Raw genomic sequence first — 18,680 nt, forward strand, 5'->3', positions numbered from 1 at the left:
GACGGCCGAGGGGCCGGGGACGGCGCCGGCCGCGGTTCCCGGAGCGGCCGAGTCGGCTCCGTCCTCTGCCGCGGCGCCGCTCGCGGGACGGCGAAGGGCGGCATCGGTTGCGGCTCCAGCGGAGCGCATGTCAGCGGAGCCGTCTAGCGCGGTGTTCGGCGCGCTGTCCGGTGCGGCACCGGAGGCACGCTCCGGTACGCCGCCGGGGGCGGCGCCGTCCTTTGGGGCGGTGGTGGTCACGGGGGTTCCCTTCTGAAATTGTCGGCCGGGTCGGTGGACCCGGCCATGTCGTCGGGCCGGTGGTGAGGCCGGTCCTCGGCCGAGTCGGTGGACCCGGCCATTTCCTCTAACCGGTCGTGAAGCCGGTTCGCTTGGCGGCAGACCGGCGGTGAGGCCGGTCCCCTTCGGGTCAGACCGGCGGTGCGGCCGGCCCGGAGGCCTGGGCGACGGCGTCCGCCACGGCGGGCGCCTCTTCGGGGGACAGCCGCGCGGTGCTGATGCGAATCCCCTGGTCGCCGTGGAAGGAGAACGCGCGCCCAGGGGACACGGCGTACCCGGCGTCGCGCAGCGAGACGACCGCGGCGGTCTCGTCGGCGACCGGGACCCACAGGTTCAGGCCCGAGCGGCCCCAGGTCTCGATGCCGTGCGCGGCGAGCGCGTCGCGAAGCGCGCCTTGGCGTTCGGCGTAGACCTGGCCGGCTCGGGCGACGCGGGCGGCGACCTCGTCGTCGGTCCAGGCGGCGATCACGAAGTGCTGGAGGATGCACGAGACCCAGCCGTGGCCGATCGCCATGCGGCCCTGGACCCTCGCCTTGGTGTCGGGGTCGGCGGCGACGAGGGCGCAGCGCAGGCCCGGCCCGTAGGGCTTGGAGGCCGAGCGCACGAACATCCAGCGCTCGGCGGCGTCGGCGACGAGGTGCAGGGGCACCCGGGAGAGCTCGCCCCAGTGGTCGTCCTCGATGACGAAGACGCCGGGGTGCGCGGCGATCACGGCCCGCAGGGCGGCGGCCCGATCGGCGGACACCGCTGCGCCGGTGGGGTTCTGGCCCCGAGAGGTGAGGATGAACGCGCGAGCGCCGGAGGCGAGGGCGGCGTCCAGTTCGGACGGCAGGGGGCCGTCGCCGTCGATGGCGACCGGGGTGACCTGGTATCCGGCCGAGAGCAGGAGGTCGCGGCCGTTGGACCAGGTGGGCTCCTCGACGGCGACGGTGTCGCCGGGTTCGAGCCGGGCGGCGAGTCCGCGTTCGAAGGCGTCGAGCGCGCCGGAGGTGACGGTGAGGTCGCCGTGCACGCCGTCCTCGGCGAAGCGGTCGCGGGCGAGGTCGAGCAGGTCGGGGCAGGGCCCGCCGTCGCGGTAGTTGCCGTGGGTGGTGGAGACGAGGGGCTTGAGGGCGTCGAGGTCCGGCAGCAGGTCGGGGTCGGGTTCGCCGGAGACGAGGTCGCGCACGCCGCTGGGGACGGTGAGCGTCCCGGTGGGCGTGAACGCGGAGCGCTGGCGGATGAAGGTGCCCGCGCGGCCGCCGGTCTCCACGACGCCGCGTTCGCGCAGGCGGCGGTAGGCGGCGGCGACGGTGCCGGGGGCGACGCCGAGGTCGGCGGCGAGCTTGCGGACGGGGGGCAGGGTGCGTCCGGGCGCGAGGTGTCCGGCGCGCACGCCGGACTCGACGCTGGCGGCGATCTCGTTTGCCGCGGCACCGGTGATCTGATACTGTACCGACATAACTCAGGTATTGTATCAGTACAAAAAACCGAGACGGGAGCCCCCTCCGATGACCACCCTGGAGTGCCCTTACAGCGGCCGGTTCGAGCAGACCGAGCGCACCACCCCGAACCGCTCGCGCGAGCGGGTCACCTACGAGCGGGAGGCGGCTTACCGGGTCCTCGACGAGGCCTGGCACTGCGACGTGGCCTTCGTCGGCCCCGACGGCGCGCCCCGGGTGCTCCCCACCTTCCATGTGCGCGTTGGCGACACGCTGTTCCTCCACGGGTCGACCGGCTCCAGCATGGGCCTGGGCGGGCGCGAGGGCTTCCCCGTCAGCGTCACCGCGACGATCGTGGACGGCCTCATCTTCTCCAAGAGCTGGTTCCACCACTCTATGAACTACCGCTCCGTCGTCGTCCACGCGAACGCGCGCCTGGTCACCGACCCCGAGGAGCGCTGGAACACCTTCAAGGCGCTCATCGACCGCTTCGCCGAGGGCCGCTCGGACCGCTCGCGCGCCGCGAGCGACAAGGAGAACGCCATGTCGGCGCTGCTCGCGGTCCCCCTGGAGGAGGTCTCGGTCAAGCAGCGCACCGGCGGGCCGGTCGAGGAGCCCGAGGACGAGGACCTGCCGTATGCCAACGGAGTGGCGCACGTGACGAGTGTGGTCAGCGGGCGCCTGTAGACTCCGTTCCGCACGGCGCCGGTCCGGGCTCGGCCTCGACGCGGCATATCCGTCTAGAGTGCGAGTGGGTCGTGGGAACTTCACCGCTCAGAGCCGGATCGGCGCCGTCTCACCATGCGGAACGAAGAGGAACGGGCGGGCCCTGGGGCCCGCCCGTTCCGCGCTCTCGTCGTCTCAGACGCCGACCGGCTCCCCGACCTTGGCGGCGTCGGCCTCCTTCTCGGCCTCTGCCTTGTCCAGGCGCCACACCGCGATCGAACCGCCGCCGGCCACCGCGACCACGAAGAGCACGAAGGTCAGCGTGTAGGGCCAGGACGGGGCCGCGTCCTCGGAGTTCTGGACCAGCACGCCCTCTTCGCCTGCGGCCCACCAGATCCCCTGGCGCATGAGCTGGAGGAAGTCGCGGTCGCCCCACGTGTCGCCCTCGCCGCCCATCGAGGCGTAGAAGACCTTGTGGCGGTCCGAGCTCCAGGCCACCGGGTCGGTCGAGGCGAGCTGCGCGAGCACGGTGAAGGCCGTCTCGTCGGGCTGCGGGTCGAAGGAGTACCAGCGCTCGTTCACCTTCAGCTCCTCGTCGAGGCCCTCGGTGATCGGCGAGCCGGCGTTGAAGGTCACCGGCTTCTCCGACTTCGGCTCCGCGGGCGGCACGATCACCGTCGCGCCGAGCATCTCCTGGTAGAACGGCCAGTCGAGCGCGCTGGCCGCCGCGGAGTTCGTCGCGACGAAGCCGCCGCCGCCCTCCACGAAGGACTGGAGCGCGGCCTGCTGGCCCGCGTCGAGCAGGTCGGGCCCGGTGTTGACGAACATGACCACCTCGTACCGGCCGAGGTCGGCCAGGTCCTCAGGGGTCCCCTCGTCGAGGGTGAAGTTCCATCGCCGCGCCTCCATCTGGAGGCGCTCCACCGCGAAGTCGGCCACGTCCTGCGCCTCGTTCCCGGTCGTGACGACCAGGACGCGCGGCCCCTCGGCGGCGAAGGCCGCCGAGGGGACGAAGGCGGGCGCGCAGGCCAGCGCGACGATCATGCACAGTCGCAGCAGGGTTCTCACGCGCTCAGCCTAACCGCTCCGGATTCGGGGCGACAGTTCGAGCCTTGCGCGGATTCACCCGCAATGGCCGTAGGCGCTCGTCCAGGTGGTCGAACCGACCGATCCGCCCCATTTGACGCACTTGTTGGCGGCGGACTTCTTCACGGGCCCCGCGTAGTACGAGAAGTTGCCCGAGTCCTTGGTCGCCGTGCCGCCCTCCACCTGGAGGGAGGCCGAGACCGCGCTCGGCGATCCGACGCTCGTGTACTTGAGCGTGACGACGCAGTTGTACCCGTTGGAGGCGTTGTACATCAGGAAGATCGCTCCGACGGTGCCGAGGGCGTGCCGGTCGATCTGGCTGTAGCCCGAGCCGCAGACCTCGCCCGCGGAGTAGGGGTTGCCGCCGGAGCATCCGTTGGAGGAGGTGACGGCCTTCTTGGTGCCCAAGGGGACCGAGACGCCTTCGACGACCGGCGAGACGACGGTGCCGGAGCTGTTGCGCTGCTCGTAGTGCAGGTGCGGCGCAGTGGAGCCGCCGGTGGAGCCGACGGTGCCGATGATCGTCCCCTGCGAGACGGACATGCTGGAGCCGGGGGCCTTGACCTGGGTGGCGAGGTGGGCGTAGCGGGTGCTGGAGCCGTCGGAGTGGACGACCTTGACCCACCGGCCGTAGCTGGTGCTGCCCTCGTTGTAGAAGTAGGCGGTGCCGCCGGCGGTGGCGCGGACGTTCTCGCCGTTGACGGCGTCGGAGCCGTAGGTCTGCCAGTCGATGGAGTTGCTCGGGTTGTGCCCGCCGGACCAGTTGTTGGCGTAGAAGGTCTTGTTGCAGTTGAAGGGGCTCTTGTGGGCCACTGCCTGGATGGAGTAGTCCTGGGCGGAGGCGGTCAGGGTGGGGACCGCCGCGCCCGCCGCTGCGAGGGCGAGTGCGCTGATGAGGACGACGAGTCGGCGCGCGCGCCGGGTGCCTGGGATACGGAGCCGGTGGGCCCGTCCTGGATCCCGCATGAGGAACCTCCTTTGAGCGAGTCGGGTTCGCGCCGGGGTGAGGAGCGCTGGCCTTCATGCGTGAATAGGACGATATCGGAGTTTTTCTTCGTGCGGAAGGTCACAAATGAAGAATTTCTTCTTACGCGGACATGTCGGCCGCGCCCTCGGTCGCCGTTGGGCGGGAACCGATGACGCGGCCTGCTGCTTGACTTCCTCTACTTGTACAGGGCCTTCCCCAGGCGCCGCTGCGCGATCCACATGCCGCCCACCGACAGGGCCAGGAGGTAGGCGATGTTGACGAGCATCATAGGGCCGGGCTGCCCGAGGCTGAGACCGCGGACGAGCTCGATGCCGTGGTACAGCGGCATGACGTACACGATCGGCTGCGCGAAGGCCGGGTAGGCCTCGACGGGCGTGAAGGTGCCGCCGAAGAGGAACATGGCGAAGACGACGGCCATCATCCAGTCGAAGTCGGGCCAGTCGCGGAACAGCGTGGCGAGGGTCAGGCCGATCCCGGCGAAGGCGAGCGAGATGAACACGCAGGCGGGCACGGCCAGGAGCGACCACCAGGAGTCCAGGAGCCCGAAGAGGCCCATGACGACCACGAAGGCGCCGATGTAGGTGCCGCCGCGGATGAGGGCCCACCAGACTTCGCCGAGGGCCACGTCCCAGGGCCGCAGCGGGGTGTTGAGGATGCCGTCGTAGACCTTCATCCACTTGAACTTGGCGAAGACGTTGATGGAGGTCTCGTTGAGCACCCCCATCATGGCGGCGTTGGCGAGGATCGCGGGGGCGACGAAGGCGGTGTAGGAGACGGTGGTGCCGTCGGGGAGGGTGATGTCGCCGACGAGCGCGCCGACGCCGAAGCCGAAGGCGAACAGGAAGAGCAGCGACTCGACGGCGCCGGAGACGACGAGGATCCAAGCGCGGCGCATGGCGACCCAGTTGCGGTTGAGCAGGGCCCCGGAGGAGCGGAGGGTGGCGCGCGCGGCGCCGTAGGCGATGACGGACACGCTGGGCTCCTAGAAGTTCAGGCGGCGCTGGACGACGCGGCGGGCGGCGAACCAGCCGGCGACGGCCAGGGCGGCCAGGTAGGCGATGTGGGCGACCGGCGGCAGCGCGGGTGCGACGTCGGCGGTGGCGGCGCGGGCGAGTTCGGTGCCGTGCCACAGCGGCGAGATCCACACCAGCGGCTGGAGGAAGCCGGGCATCGTCTCGGCGGGGAAGAACACCCCGGAGAACAGCGAGATGGGCATGACGGCGAACCGGAAGATCATGTTGAGGTTCGCGTCGTTCTTGATGCTGGAGGCCCAGAAGTGGAGCCAGGGCGCGAGCGCGGCCGAGACGAGCGCGGCGGCGACGATCGCGAGCGCGGCCCACCAGGAGGTGTAGACGCCGAAGAACGCGAGGACGATCGCGACGATGGTGCAGTTGGTGAACGGGCGGAAGATCACCGCGTAGGCGAGGTGCCCGTTGAGGATGTCGAGGGGGCCCAGGGGGGTGGCGCGCTGGGCGAGGTAGTGGCCGCCCCAGTCCTGGTAGCCGCCGAAGACGGGGAAGACCATGTCGTTGCCGAGCATCATGACGGCGACGGAGCAGACGAGGCCGGGGGCGATGAACGCGGCGTAGTCGAGGCCGCCGGTGGAGGCGGGGTCGATGTAGGAGCCGACGCCGATGCCGACGGAGATCATGTAGAGGATCGGCAGGAGCACGGAGGTGAAGACGGTGCCGTGCCAGACGTGCTTGTAGAGGGCCATCTGGAGGAGGAAGGCCCGCCAGGCGCCGGTGGCGACGCCAGGGGCGGTGCGGTCCACTGTGGCCTGTGCCGCGGCGGTGTCGGCGCTCACGCTTCGTCCTCCACGAGGGCGCGGCCGGTCAGGCGCAGGAAGACGTCTTCGAGGGTGGCGCGGCGGGCGAGGGTCGAGGTCGGGGTGATCTCGCGGGCTTCGAGGGCGGCGCCGGTGTCGTCGGCGTCGTCGGTGTAGACGAGGATCTTGTCGGGGAGCGGCTCGATCTGGGCGCCGACGCCGGTGAGGGTCAGGGCGAGTTCGGCGAGCTCGGCGGTGTGGGCGGCGCCGAAGCGCAGCTCCACGACCTCCTTGGTGACGTGGGTGTCGATGAGTTCGCGGGGGGAGCCGGCGGCGATGATGCGGCCCTCGTCCATGACGACGAGGCGGTCGCACAGCTGCTCGGCCTCGTCCATGTAGTGGGTGGTGAGCAGGATCGAGACGCCGCGGTGCTTGAGCTGGAACAGGCGCTCCCACACGAGGTGGCGGGCCTGGGGGTCGAGGCCGGTGGTGGGCTCGTCGAGGATCACCAGGTCGGGGTCGTTGATGAGGGAGCGGGCGATGGCCAGGCGCCGCTGCATCCCGCCGGAGAGCTCGTTGACCTGGTCCTTGGCGCGGGCGGTGAGCTGCACGAAGTCGAGGAGCTCGGCGGCCTTGACGCGGGCGTCGCGCTTCTTGATACCGAAGTACCTCGCGTAGACGACGAGGTTCTCGAACACGGTGAGCATGCCGTCGAGGGTGTTGTCCTGGGGTACGACGCCGAGGCGCGCGCGGATCGCGGCGCCCTCGGTCAGGGGGTCGCGGCCGAAGACTTCGAGGGTGCCGGCGGTGGGCTGGGAGACGCAGCCGATCATCCGCATGGTGGTGGACTTTCCCGCCCCGTTCGCGCCGAGGAAGCCGAAGGCCTCCCCGCGGCGGATCTCGAAGTCGACCCCGCGCACGGCTTCGTGGTCGCCGTAGCTTTTCCGCAGGTCACTGGCGCGAACCAGCATCTCGTTGTCATCAGGCATGAACTCACCCTAAGCCGGTTACCCGACATGAGGCCAGCTCTTTTCGAAAGGTTCGTTTCACACTATGGCCCAATGGTAGGGCAAGCACTACCCCCATTGACGGGTCAGCAGTAGCGACAGCGACCTCCGAACACGGGAGGCTAGAGAGGAGACAGATGAACGTCGAACGATCGGACCTGCCAATGACGCTCCTCGCCGAGTCCACCCCGACCGCCGCACCGAAGGAACGGGCGGGAAGCGACTTCGCCCAGCTGAGCCGTCGCATCAACGACGCGGGGCTCATGGAGCGTCGGCCCGCGTACTACGTGGTCCGGTTCGCCGCCATGGCCGCGGTCTTCGTCGGCACCTGGGTGGCGTTCGTGATGATCGGCGACACCTGGCTCCAGATGTTCACGGCCGTCTTCCTGGCCCTGGTCAGCACCCAGGTCGCGTTCCTCGGCCACGACCTCGCGCACCGCCAGGTCATCCGCTCCCGCTCCACCTCCGAGCGGCTGGGCTGGTTCACCGGCAACCTCGCCAACGGCATGGGCTACGGCTGGTGGAACGACAAGCACAACCGCCACCACGCCAACCCCAACCACGAGGAGCTCGACCCCGACGTCTCCCCGGGCCTGTTCGTCTGGTCCAAGCGCCAGGCCGGCTTCGCGCAGGGCATCTCCACCTGGTTCGGCAAGTACCAGGCGCAGCTGTTCTTCCCGATCCTCACCCTCGAAGGCCTCAACCTCAACGTCTCCGGCTTCAAGTCGGTCGCCAAGCCGGGCCTGAAGAACCGCGGCTGGGAGGCCCTGTTCCTCCTCGTCCACTGGGCCGCCTACCTCAGTGCCCTGTTCCTCGTGCTCTCCCCCGGCAAGGCGATCGTGTTCCTCCTCGTGCACAAGGCCGTGTGGGGCGTGTACATGGGCTCGGTCTTCGCGCCCAACCACAAGGGCATGCCGACCCTCGTCGGCGACACCGAGCTGGACTTCCTGCGCAAGCAGGTCCTGACCTCGCGGAACGTCAAGGGCGGCTGGTTCACCAACTTCGCCCTCGGCGGCCTGAACTACCAGATCGAGCACCACCTCTTCCCGGCCATGCCGTCGGTGAACCTGAGCAAGGCGCAGCCGATCGTGGAGCAGTTCTGCAAGGAGAAGGAGATCCCCTACCACGCGACCGGCCTCATCCGGTCCTGGCGCGAGGTCCTCACCGAGCTCCACGCCCACGGCGAGCCCCTGCGCAACCCCGCCCCCGCGAAAGCCTGACCCCCGGACACACCGAGAGCCGCCCGCATCACTGCGGGCGGCTCTTCGGCGTCTCAGCCGGTGGCGAGGAAGAACCGCTCGAAGGTCGCGGACGCGTCCTCGATCGTGATGAGCGCGGCGTCGGCCCCTTCGGTCGGGACGACGACGCACACGTCGCCCGAGGCGGTGCCGTCCGGGTACACCTCCGGCGCGGCCGCGAGGTCCTCGGCGAGGTAGCCGCACGGCTCGGTGTAGACGGTGCTGTCGATGTACGCGCCGAAGTACAGGTCGAGCCAGGCGATCCCTGAGGACGGGCCGACATAGGTCGCCTCGACGTGGAACCGGTAGAACTGGAAGCCCTCCTCGGGCGGCAGGTTGAACTCGTCCTTGAGGAGCTCCTCGGTGTCGTCGGGCGTCACGTCGCTCACGGCGACCTGCCAGTTCCCGGTGTCGACCACGGTCCCGGCCGGGAGCGGGGCCGCCGGGTCGGTGCCGTCGACGACCTGGTCCTGCTTGCGCTCGCCGTCGTCTTCGGTGGCGTCGTCGTCGCCGGTGTCCTCGTCCCCGTACGTGGTCGGGAAGTCCTCCACGAACTCCTCGACGGCCCGGCCGGTCGCGACGGTGACGACCACCGCGATGATCAGCCCGACCACCGCCAGCGCGATGCCGATGATGGCGAACAGCCGGTGGGACTTGAAGATCCCGAGGATGCCCAGCACGATCGCCGCGACCCCGAACATCCCGCCGAGGAAGATCCCGGCGACGGGAATGAGCGCGAACAGCACGGCCGCCCCGCCGAAGACCAGCGCGAGGATCGAGATCGTTTTCGAAGGCTGCGCCGGCTGCCGCGGCTGCCACGGGTACGGAGGAGGCGGCCCTGGAGGCGGCGGGAACTGCGGCGGCGCAGCCGGGTACTCAGGCTGCGGAGCCTCGAACTGCGGCGCCTCAGGCTGCGAGGCCCCGAACGCCGCCCCTTCGGGCGGCTCAGGCGGGGGCGGCGGCGAGGGCGGTGTCGCTTCGGGCGGCTGAGACATGGCTCCCCCTGTGCAACTGCGAAGCCGGAATCGGACAGGTCCTAGACTCTGCATCACAACACGAAGACCAGAACTTGTCTCAGCTTTCCCCGCTATCCAACCGCCCCGCACCCACGAAAGCCGCCCGCGCAAGCGCGGGCGGCCTCACCTGTCGACGGAATGCAGCCGCACTTCGATCAAAGGCTGCCGCGCGGGGCGACCCACTCGGTCGGCTGGCCGGTGACCTCCGCGATCCGGTCGTAGTCGGAGTCGTAGTGGAGCACGGTCGCGCCCCCGAGTTCGGCGGTCGCCGCGATGAACAGGTCGGGCAGGGAGAAATGGCGGTGCATGCCGCGGTCGGCCAATGCCGCGTGGACCTCCAGCGAGCGGTCCATGACCGCCTCGGTGACCGGCATCCAGCGTGCGGCGATGAGCGAGCTTTGCAGTGACTTGTACGACCGCAGGTCATTGGCATTGTTGAGGACCTCGGCGACCACCATCTGGCAGGTCGCGACCCGCCCGGCCAACCACAAGTCGTCGACCTTGCGCCGCACCTCTTCATTGAGGATGCGATGCACCCAGGCCGAGGTGTCGAGCAAGAAGACGTCGGCCGCCATCAGGACGCTCCGTCGTTCGCGGCTTCCTGCCGAGCGCGCTCGGCCAAGCCGCCGAGGTCCCTGCCGCCGTTGAGCCGGAAGGAGCGCTCGCTTCCCGAAAGGTCCAGCTCGACCGAGTCGAGGGCCGCGATCGCTTCGCGCACCTTCGCCCGGTCCGCGGCGAGGCGCAGCGCCTCGTTCACGGTCGCCACCTTCGAGCGGGTCCCCAGTTCACGCTGCGCATCGGCCAGCGTTTCGTCGTCCACTTCCACCGAGAATCGAGTCATGCCTCAATGATGCACCAATTCTGTGGCAATCGAGTGCAGACTCGCCGGGTCAATCACACCAGAATGTCGCCACCATTGAACCAGGATGGCTCACTCGAAGGCGTTGGCGGCTTGGTCCCGTAGGGACCGCAGGTGGCCGCTCATCGGATATACTCGATCAGATGGATATCCGGGAGGTGCCCATGACCAAGACGCTGATCGACATCGACGACGACCTGCTCGCCCGTGTGATGACCGCGACGAACTCCGCCACGAAGAAGGAGGCCGTCAACAAGGCACTTGAGTTGAGCGTCGAGTCGGACGCCCGCAAACGCATGGAAGCGCTCAAGCGCATGCAGCGGATGGCGAAGGAAGGGCTGCTCGACTTCAGCCAGGTAGAGGACTAGTGCAGTACCTGGTCGACACCAGTGCGCTCATCCGCATCATCAGGGGCCAGGTCGACCCGGCCTGGGAGCGGGTCGTCGCCGAAGGCCGGATCGCGATCTGCGAACCCGTCCTTCGCGAGACCATGACGGTCGCACGCAAACGTGAGTACGAGGCACTACAGGACTCCCTGCTCGAAGCGTATCCGTGGGTCGATGTCCCGAAGCCGACCTGGGACTACGTCCGCGCCATGGGCGGCGACCTCGCCAAGCACTCGATGCACGACATGTTCAGTGTCGCCGACTACCTCGTCGCCGCGGTCGCGATCCACTTGAAGCTGACAGTGCTCCACAACGACAAGGACTTCGTGGCCGCTGCGGCGGTCTTTCCCCAGCTCGAACAGAAATCCGTCATGGAAACGCCGGACCCCGCCTAGCGGAACCGCCTGGGGCGGACCGGGCTATTCGAAGGCGTTGGCGGCTTGGTCCCGTAGGGATCGCACGTGTTGTTCCAGGCCCATGAGCTGGCCGAAGAGGGTCATGTACTCGTCTTTGTCGGTGCTGGGGTTGATGCGTTGGAGGCGGCGTTTGAGGTCGGCGACCTCGGCTTCGACCACGGGCCGTTGGATGCGGGCGAGGATGGTGCGCACGTAGAGGGCGTCGGGTTCGCCCGCGAGGCGGAGCTCCTCCACCGCGAGTTCGTTCACGAGGGCTCCCGCGGCGAGTTCGGTGCAGGCGCTCTGGACGGCGGCGACCCAGTTGGGGCCCGCGGAGGCGTGGGCGGCGCCGCCGGCCGATGCGACGGCTTCGCGGACGGCGCGGTAGTTCGGGTCGGTGTAGGGGGTGGCGTCGACCGCGTCGAAGTAGGGGCCGGCGACCTGGGGCTGCTGGAGGGCGACCTTGAGGACCTCGCGCTGGGCGCGGAGCTGGGTGGAGTCGGCGCGGGGTTCGCGGCGGGGTTCGGCGGGGGCCTCGGCCTGCTGGCCCGCGGCGGCGCCCTGGACGGCGCGGCGCAGTTCGGCCTTCTCCTTGCCGAGGCGCCCGGCGTAGACGCCCAGGTACTCCTCGACCAGGCCGCGGTCCTTGACGCGGGCGAGGAGCGGCGCGACGGCGCGAGTGGCGTGGAGGCGGCCCTCGGCGGTGTCGAGGTCGTGCTTGGCGATGGCCTTCTCCAGCGCGAACTGCACCAGCGGCGTGTGCCGCTCGATGAGCTCGCGCACCGCCGTGTCGCCCGCGCTCTGGCGCAGCTCGCACGGGTCCTGGCCGCCGGGGGTGACGGCGATGTACGTCTGGGAGACGAACCGCTGCTCCTCGTCGAAGGCCTTGAGCGCGGCCCGCTGGCCCGCCTCGTCGCCGTCGAAGGTGAAGATGATGCGCCCGTCGGCGGACTCGGAGTCGAACAGGAACCGGCGCAGGATGCGGATGTGCTCGGGGCCGAACGCGGTGCCGCAGGTGGCGACCGCCATCGGGACCCCGGCGAGGTGGCAGGCCATGACGTCGGTGTAGCCCTCGACGATGACGACCCGGCCGGTCTTGGCGATGTCCTTGCGCGCCAGGTCGATCCCGTAGAGCACCTGCGACTTCTTGTACAGCGGGGTCTCGGGGGTGTTGAGGTACTTGGGGCCCTGGTCGTCGTCGAAGAGCTTGCGGGCGCCGAAGCCGATCACCGAACCGGAGGAATCGCGGATCGGCCAGAGCAGGCGGCGGCGGAAGCGGTCGATGAGGCTGCCAGTGCGCGAGGGCTTCGCCAGGCCCGCCTGGGTCAGCTCCTCGGCGGTGAAGCCCTTGGCGCGCAGGTGCTTCGCGAGGGCGTCCCAGGAGTCGGGGGCGTAGCCGCAGCCGAAGGTCGCGGCGGCGTCGCGGTCGAAGCCGCGGGCGGCGAGGAACTGGCGGGCGGTGACGGCCTCAGGGGAGAGGAGCTTCCCGGTGTAGAACTCGGCCGCGGCGGTGTGCGCGTCGAGCAGGCGCTGCTTGAGGCCCGGCTGTCCGGAGGGGCCGCGCTGGACCCGGCCGTCGACGTCCTCGTAGGTGAGCTTGAGGCCCGCGCGGGCGGCGAGGCGCTCGACCGCCTCCACGAAGGTGAGGCCGTCGAGTTCGGTCATGAACGTGATGGCGTCGCCGCCCACGCCGCAGCCGAAGCAGTGGTAGACGCCCCTGGCGGGGGTGACGTTGAAGCTCGGGGAGCGCTCGTCGTGGAACGGGCACAGGCCCTTGAGGTTGCCGCCGCCCGCATTGCGCAGGGTGACCCGCTCGCCGATGACCTCGGCGATGTCCACGCGCTCGCGCACCAGCTGGATATCGGCGTCCCGGATTCGCCCCGCCACTGTTCACCTCTTCTCGCCGCCCCCCATTCTGCCCGGTGGGTGCGACGGCCCGCCCGCAGACGCCGCCGGGTGTGAGCGGGCGTCCCGGGAAGCGGCCGGGGACACACCGGGGCGCCGGTTGGACAACGTGGACGGGTCGCCCCCGTCACGTCCGAGGAGTCCTCACCGGACCGGTTGCGGGCGAACAAGGTCCAGGTGGCGGGCCCGCTGTACCATGTTCCCCGTTGACATCTTTCCCGACCACGCCTCACGGATGCGCGGTCCGATCAGCTAGAGTCGCCTATCATGCCGGACCCAACGCCCGAGCAGCCGCCCTCCTGGCCTCCCACCAGCGAACCCGCGGCCACACCCACCAATCCGCCCCGCATCACCGCGCGCGGGGTGGGTCACCTGCCCTCCGCCGTGCCGGAGCACGACCCGGCGTCCGGCCAGGTCCCCCCGCCGCCCGGACCGGGCCTCTACGGAGAGCCCAGCGGTCCCGCAGGCGACCTCGACGCGGCCGCGCGCCGCACCGAGTGGGACGCCGACCTGGGCGGGGCCCCCGAGGTGCCGCGACAGCCCGCCGGGCCGCAGGACGGCTACCAGGCCGCGCCGCCGCAGGTGGCGCAGGGCCAAGGCGCGCAAGGCGAATGGGGCGAGTCCCCCGACTGGCCGCCGAAGTCGAGCCAGGACTGGATGAGCCAGCAGTCGCAGACCGGCTGGGGGCTCGCCAACGGCGGCGCCCAGTGGACCGCGCCGAGCCCGGCCCCGAACCCGGACGAGGCCCCCGCCGACCAGCGGTACCGGCCCGAGCAGGCCGCTCCCGCCCCGGCGTTCAACGAACCGCCGCAAGGCGGCGAGGGCAGTCTGGAGTTCCCCGAGCTGCGCGCCGACCCGTACGAGGCCGACGTCTACGGCCAGGCCCAGTACCGCGGCGAATCCGGCGGCCAGGACCTCTACCAGTCCGACCCGTACCAGGCCGATCGCCTCCAGGCCGAGGCCCAGCAGGCCCGCGAGGCCTACCAGGCCGAGCAGCAGGCCCCGCCGTTCCCGGCCGCGACGCCCCCGAACCCGCAGGCGCCCTACGCGGAGCAGCAGTCCGGGCAGTTCGCAACCGCGCCCTACGGCGCTCCCGTCGAGCACTCCCAGGAGCACGCCGCCTACGACGGCGCCCTCGGCGGCGCGCCCGCCGACGCCGGGCTCTTCGGCGGCCCGCAGCAGGAGGCGCCCCAGCAGTACCAGGCGCCCGAGCAGCCCGCCCAGCAGTCCTATGGGGACCAGCTGTTCGGCGGGCAGCCGCCCGCCGAGCCCGCCGCCCCCGCCGACTGGCGCGCCGACTCCGGCGCCCACCAGGCTCCCGAACCCGTCCCGGCCCAGCGCCGCGCCGAGGAGGCGCCCGCCGCAGAAGCGGCCCCGGCCGGACCGGCGCCCCGCGTCGCACCGCCGACGCACCGCGGCGCCCGCTACGTCTTCTACGGCATCGGCGGACTCATCACGCTCGGCCTCATCATCGGCATCGTCGCCATGCTCGGCGCCTCGCCGCCGCGCGAGGAGCCGAACAAGGGCGGGGACGACTCCGACGACGGCGCCCCCAGCGAGAGCGCCGGCGCCGACGAGGCCCTGACCCCCGAGCGCTACACCGAACTCGCCGCCGCCGCGGGCAGCGCCGAATGGTTCTCCTGGCGCTACGGCGACGCGGGCGAGGCTTCAGGCGCCGAAGAGCTCCCGCAGGTGGAGGGCGACGCCCTCGCCGCCGAACCGCTCATGGGCGACGCCGACCGCAGCGTCCAGGGCCAGCTCGGCTACGTCACCGACGACCCTGCGCTGTCGGGGATCGACCACGTCACCGTCCTGGAGAGCACCGACGAGGCCCTCGGCCTCACGCCCCGCGCGGGCGGGCGGTTCTCCGACGACGGCGCCCCCGAACTCGAACTCTCCGAGGGCGCGACCGCCGACTGCCTCGCCGGACTCGGCGGGGAGCTCGGACTGCCCGTGGCCCTCGCGCGGCCCGAGCAGAGCGCCGAGATCAACGCCCACGCCGTGGTCGCGTTCTCCTCCGGCATCATCGCGACCACCGGCATCAGCGGCGCGCAGGGCGGCACCTGCCTGCAACTGCCCGCGGGCCAGGTCCCCACGGACGTGGCCCTCACCGACGGCAACGAGCTGGCGCTCGTGACCACGTGGGCCCCCGAGACGCAGACCGGTTCGCTCGTGGTGATCGCCCTGGGCGACAAGAGCGGCTCGTACCAGTCGAGCTGGTCGGAGTCCTACCCCGGCCTGCCCAACCCCGGCCACTTCGCGGCCGCCGAGGTCCTCGGCGCCGTCGAGCTGCCGTTCGGCGCGCCGACCTCGGTCGACGCCTGGTCGAACTCGGGCGGCTCGCTCTCCTTGGAGCGCGGCACGACCGACGACGGCGCGCACCGCGACACCGTCGCGAGCGCGGGCTACGCGATCGTGGGCGACCTGAGCGCGAGCGAAGTCGCCGTCGTGGACCTCGCCTCCACACTGGAGGGTCTGGCCGCCCGCTACTACGACGACGCCGAGTTCGCCTTCGACGCCGTCGCCGGCGAGGCCGCGGGATTCGAGGGCGGCGTGGCCGACGTGGCCGCCACCGAGGGCTCCTCGGCCGTGGCGACCGCCGACGGCCTCGTGCACGAACTCGACGGCGACCTCGCGGAGACGGCCGCGACCGAGGTCGGCGCGAACCCGACCTGCCTGGTCGTGGGCGCGCAGAGCGGCGAATACATAGCGACGAGCCGCGGCACCGGGACCGTCAGCTGGGTCTCGGGCGGCGAGGTCTCCAAGGAGCTCGCCGACGCGCGCATGACCGACCCGCTGTGCGCCTCCGAGACGCCCGCGCTGGACGCCAAGAACTACGCGGGCAGCGCCACGGTGGTCCTCGTGGCCGACTTCGAGGGCCAGAAGCTGCACTCGTACCTCCTCGGCGAGGCCTCGGTGCCCGGCGGCGCGACCGTCGGCGGCGAGGGCTTCGCCTACGGCGGCGCCTACGAGGTCGCCGGGAAGCCTTGGGACGCTTCGGTGACCGTCGATCTGGAGTAGGAATGCGAACGTAGAGCGGCGCGGACCCCGAGGGGCCGCGCCGTTCGCGTTCCCGGGCAGGCCTGCGGGTAGGTTGTGCGGAGCCGATCACGAAGCCGGAGGCGGTCGCCCGCATGGACGGATACGGATTCAACCTCGCGCTCGTCGGCGTGCTGGTCCTGCTGAACGCGCTGTTCGCAGGTTCGGAGATGGCGCTGGTCTCGCTGCGCGAAGGACAGTTGCGGGCCCTGGAGCGGGAACCGGGCGCCGGGCCGCGGACGCTGGTGCGCCTCGCCCGCGACCCCAACCGCTTCCTCGCGACCATCCAGATCGGGATCACGCTCGCGGGGTTCCTGGCCTCCGCGACGGCCGCGGTCTCGCTGGCCGAGCCGCTCGTGCCGGCGCTGTCGTTCCTCGGCGGGGCCGCCGACGCGGTGGCAGTGGGCCTGGTGACGGTGGTGCTGACGTTCTTCACGCTCGTGCTCGGGGAGTTGGCGCCCAAGCGGATCGCGATGCAGTCCTCGCTGCGGTGGGCGCTCATCGCCGCGAGGCCCTTGAATTTCCTGTCGGCGGTCTCGCGCCCGGTCGTGTGGGCGTTGAGCGCCTCCACGAACCTCGTGGTCCGCGCCTTCGGCGTCGGCACGGCGACCGACTCGGAGCAGATGAGCCCTTCGGAGCTGCGAGAACTCGTCTCGGGCCAGCGCGCGCTCAATCCCGAGCAGCGCGAGATCATCGTGGGCGCCTTGGAGATCCACGCGCGGCGCCTGCGCGAGGTGCTGGTCCCCCGCCGCGCGGTCTTCACCCTCAAGGCGGACACCGACGTGAGGGAGGCGCGGGTGCTGCTGGCCGCGTCGGGGCATTCGCGGGCGCCGGTGACCGGGCCGACGGGCCTGGACGACGTCCTCGGCGTGGTCCACCTGCGCGACCTCCTCGACGACGCGAACGGCCTCACCGAGGCGATGCGCGAGCCGGTGGTGTTCCCCGAGTCGCTGCGGGTGACCGACGCGCTGCGGCGGTTCAAGGCCGACCACGAGCAGTTCGCCGTGGTCGTGGACGAGCACGGCGGCATCGGCGGGATCGTGACCCTCGAAGACCTCCTGGAGGAGTTCGTCGGCGAGATCTACGACGAGGCCGACCGGGACGTCATCGGCGTCCGCCACCTGCCGGACGGCTCGATGGCGGTGCCCGGCGTGTTCCCCGTGCACGACCTGGAGGACCTCGGCGTCGAGCTCGCCGACCCGCCCGAGGGCACCTACACGACCGTCGCGGGCCTGGTGCTGGCCCGCCTCGGACGGCTCCCGGAGGCCGCGGGCGACACCGTGCGGGTCTCGGGCTGGGAGTTCGCGGTCGCCGCGGTCGAGCAGCACGCGATCACGGCCGTGCGGATCAGGCGGGCGCCCCGGAGCGGGTGAGGGTGCGGCGCGTCACCGGAGAGGGCGGCCGGGACGGGCCGCTGGAATAATGGACCGGTGACGAATCAGCTCTCGCTCGCCGGCCGGCCGGTCGCCCCGCCCGTGGTCCTCGCGCCCATGGCCGGGATCACCAACCTGCCGTTCCGCAAGCTCTGCCGCGAGCAGAGCACATTTACGGCTCGCAAGCAGCGCCGTGAGGGCGCGGGCATCTACGTGTGCGAGATGATCACGACGGTGGCGCTGACCGAGCGCAATCCGAAGACCATGCGCCTCATCGAGTTCGATCCCGAGGAGGAGACCCGCAGCCTCCAGCTCTACGGGGTCGACCCCGAGGGCGTGCGCAAGGCCGTGCGGATGATCGTGGCCGAGGACCTGGCCGACCACGTCGACCTCAACTTCGGCTGCCCGGTCCCGAAGGTGACCCGGCGCGGCGGCGGATCGGCGCTGCCGTGGAAGCGGCGGCTGTTCCGCGAGATCGTGACGGCCGCGGTGGACGCGGCCGAGCACCTCCCGGTCACCGTCAAGATGCGCAAGGGCATCGACGACGACCACCTGACGTACCGCGAGGCGGGCGAGATCGCCCAGGACGCCGGGGTCGCGTGGGTGGCCCTGCACGGGCGCACCGCCGCCGAGCGCTACTCCGGCACGGCCGACTGGGAGGCGATCGCCGACCTCAAGTCGCGCCTGGAGATCCCGGTGCTCGGCAACGGCGACGTGTGGGAGGCCGACGACGCGCTCCGCATGGTCGCCGAGACCGGCTGCGACGGCGTCGTGGTCGGTCGCGGCTGCCTGGGCCGCCCGTGGCTGTTCGGCGACCTCGAAGCGGCGTTTAACGGCAGGTCGGAGCGGCGGATGCCGCCGCTCGGCGAGGTCGCGAAGGTCATGCTGCGCCACGCCGCGCTCCTGGTCGAGTGGATCGCGGGGGCCGAGTCGTACGAGGCGCGCCGCAACATCGCCGCCGAGGAGCACGGCTGCCGCGAGTTCCGCAAGCACGTGGCCTGGTACCTCAAGGGCTTCCCGGTGGGCGGCGAGCTGCGCCGGGCCCTGTCGATGGTGTCGACGCTCAACGAGCTGGAGGACCTGCTCGGCAAGCTCGACGCCGACGCGCCGTTCCCCGAGTCGACCATCGGCAAGCCGCGCGGGCGCACCAACTCCCCAGGCAAGGTCTCGCTGCCCGACGGCTGGCTGGAGGACCGCGACGACCGCACGGTGCCCGTGGGCGCCGAGATCGACTCCTCGGGCGGCTGAGCCCGG

General features: G+C 71.1%; 17 protein-coding genes. 7 read left to right on the plus strand and 10 right to left on the minus strand.

Going from position 1 to position 18,680, the window contains the following annotated elements:
* Positions 1–409: 409 nt before the first annotated feature.
* Positions 410–1,720 carry an aminotransferase class I/II-fold pyridoxal phosphate-dependent enzyme gene (locus tag E9998_RS03310; RefSeq protein WP_136528279.1) on the minus strand — a complete coding sequence of 437 codons (1,311 nt, stop codon included), beginning with the start codon at positions 1,718–1,720 and terminating at the stop codon, positions 410–412.
* 49 nt (positions 1,721–1,769) lie between these two features.
* Here E9998_RS03310 and E9998_RS03315 point away from each other — a divergent pair, with 49 nt between their 5' ends.
* Complete coding sequence (locus tag E9998_RS03315; RefSeq protein ID WP_136528280.1) at positions 1,770–2,387, plus strand: pyridoxamine 5'-phosphate oxidase family protein; 618 nt, start codon at positions 1,770–1,772, stop codon at positions 2,385–2,387.
* Positions 2,388–2,561: 174 nt separating this feature from the next.
* On the opposite strand, the gene E9998_RS03320 is transcribed toward E9998_RS03315, so the two are convergent.
* The 5 genes from E9998_RS03320 to E9998_RS03340 all read right to left on the minus strand — a co-directional run bounded on the left by E9998_RS03320 (position 2,562) and on the right by E9998_RS03340 (position 7,197).
* The gene (locus E9998_RS03320) at positions 2,562–3,434 is read right to left on the minus strand and encodes a ThuA domain-containing protein (RefSeq protein ID WP_136528281.1); all 873 of its coding nucleotides are present in this window, start codon (positions 3,432–3,434) and stop codon (positions 2,562–2,564) included.
* A 54-nt stretch (positions 3,435–3,488) separates the two neighbouring features.
* The gene (locus tag E9998_RS03325) at positions 3,489–4,418 is read right to left on the minus strand and encodes a M23 family metallopeptidase (protein ID WP_136528282.1); all 930 of its coding nucleotides are present in this window, start codon (positions 4,416–4,418) and stop codon (positions 3,489–3,491) included.
* Positions 4,419–4,615: 197 nt separating this feature from the next.
* Positions 4,616–5,413, minus strand: a complete 798-nt coding sequence (locus tag E9998_RS03330; protein WP_240037479.1) for an ABC transporter permease — start codon at positions 5,411–5,413, stop codon at positions 4,616–4,618.
* 9 nt (positions 5,414–5,422) lie between these two features.
* On the minus strand, positions 5,423–6,247 hold the full coding sequence (locus E9998_RS03335; RefSeq protein WP_136528283.1) for an ABC transporter permease: 825 nt from the start codon (positions 6,245–6,247) through the stop codon (positions 5,423–5,425).
* Complete coding sequence (locus tag E9998_RS03340) at positions 6,244–7,197, minus strand: ABC transporter ATP-binding protein (protein ID WP_136528284.1); 954 nt, start codon at positions 7,195–7,197, stop codon at positions 6,244–6,246. Before E9998_RS03340 ends, E9998_RS03335 begins: the two co-directional genes overlap by 4 nt.
* 182 nt (positions 7,198–7,379) lie before the next feature.
* On the opposite strand from E9998_RS03340, the gene E9998_RS03345 reads away from it, so the two are divergent.
* Positions 7,380–8,435 carry a fatty acid desaturase family protein gene (locus E9998_RS03345; protein WP_136528454.1) on the plus strand — a complete coding sequence of 352 codons (1,056 nt, stop codon included), beginning with the start codon at positions 7,380–7,382 and terminating at the stop codon, positions 8,433–8,435.
* 53 nt (positions 8,436–8,488) lie between these two features.
* Here the strand turns inward: E9998_RS03345 and E9998_RS03350 are convergent, their stop codons facing one another.
* The 3 genes from E9998_RS03350 to E9998_RS03360 form a co-directional block, all read right to left on the minus strand.
* Positions 8,489–9,448, minus strand: coding sequence for an SUR7/PalI family protein (locus E9998_RS03350; protein ID WP_136528285.1), 960 nt, complete (start codon positions 9,446–9,448; stop codon positions 8,489–8,491).
* Between the two features lie 176 nt (positions 9,449–9,624).
* Positions 9,625–10,044, minus strand: coding sequence for a PIN domain nuclease (locus tag E9998_RS03355; RefSeq protein WP_204745221.1), 420 nt, complete (start codon positions 10,042–10,044; stop codon positions 9,625–9,627).
* Complete coding sequence (locus E9998_RS03360; RefSeq protein ID WP_204745222.1) at positions 10,044–10,289, minus strand: hypothetical protein; 246 nt, start codon at positions 10,287–10,289, stop codon at positions 10,044–10,046. The genes E9998_RS03355 and E9998_RS03360 overlap by 1 nt, the downstream gene beginning before the upstream one ends.
* Before the next feature lie 203 nt (positions 10,290–10,492).
* Here E9998_RS03360 and E9998_RS03365 point away from each other — a divergent pair, with 203 nt between their 5' ends.
* Positions 10,493–10,696, plus strand: coding sequence for a type II toxin-antitoxin system VapB family antitoxin (locus tag E9998_RS03365; protein WP_204745223.1), 204 nt, complete (start codon positions 10,493–10,495; stop codon positions 10,694–10,696).
* Entirely contained in the window at positions 10,696–11,109 is a 414-nt protein-coding gene (locus E9998_RS03370) for a PIN domain-containing protein (protein ID WP_136528288.1), read from the plus strand. The genes E9998_RS03365 and E9998_RS03370 overlap by 1 nt, the downstream gene beginning before the upstream one ends.
* A gap of 24 nt (positions 11,110–11,133) precedes the next feature.
* On the opposite strand, the gene dnaG is transcribed toward E9998_RS03370, so the two are convergent.
* On the minus strand, positions 11,134–12,996 hold the full coding sequence (gene dnaG, locus E9998_RS03375; protein WP_136528289.1) for a DNA primase: 1,863 nt from the start codon (positions 12,994–12,996) through the stop codon (positions 11,134–11,136).
* A 285-nt stretch (positions 12,997–13,281) separates the two neighbouring features.
* Between dnaG and E9998_RS03380 the strand changes: the two genes are divergently transcribed.
* The 3 genes from E9998_RS03380 to dusB all read left to right on the plus strand — a co-directional run bounded on the left by E9998_RS03380 (position 13,282) and on the right by dusB (position 18,674).
* On the plus strand, positions 13,282–16,035 hold the full coding sequence (locus E9998_RS03380) for a hypothetical protein (RefSeq protein ID WP_136528290.1): 2,754 nt from the start codon (positions 13,282–13,284) through the stop codon (positions 16,033–16,035).
* 113 nt (positions 16,036–16,148) lie between these two features.
* The gene (locus tag E9998_RS03385) at positions 16,149–17,426 is read left to right on the plus strand and encodes a hemolysin family protein (RefSeq protein WP_136528291.1); all 1,278 of its coding nucleotides are present in this window, start codon (positions 16,149–16,151) and stop codon (positions 17,424–17,426) included.
* 57 nt (positions 17,427–17,483) lie between these two features.
* Positions 17,484–18,674, plus strand: a complete 1,191-nt coding sequence (dusB, locus tag E9998_RS03390; RefSeq protein WP_136528292.1) for a tRNA dihydrouridine synthase DusB — start codon at positions 17,484–17,486, stop codon at positions 18,672–18,674.
* Positions 18,675–18,680 lie beyond the last annotated feature (6 nt).

The sequence above is a fragment of the Glycomyces paridis genome (genome assembly GCF_004912155.1).
Taxonomy (GTDB): domain Bacteria; phylum Actinomycetota; class Actinomycetes; order Mycobacteriales; family Micromonosporaceae; genus Glycomyces; species Glycomyces paridis.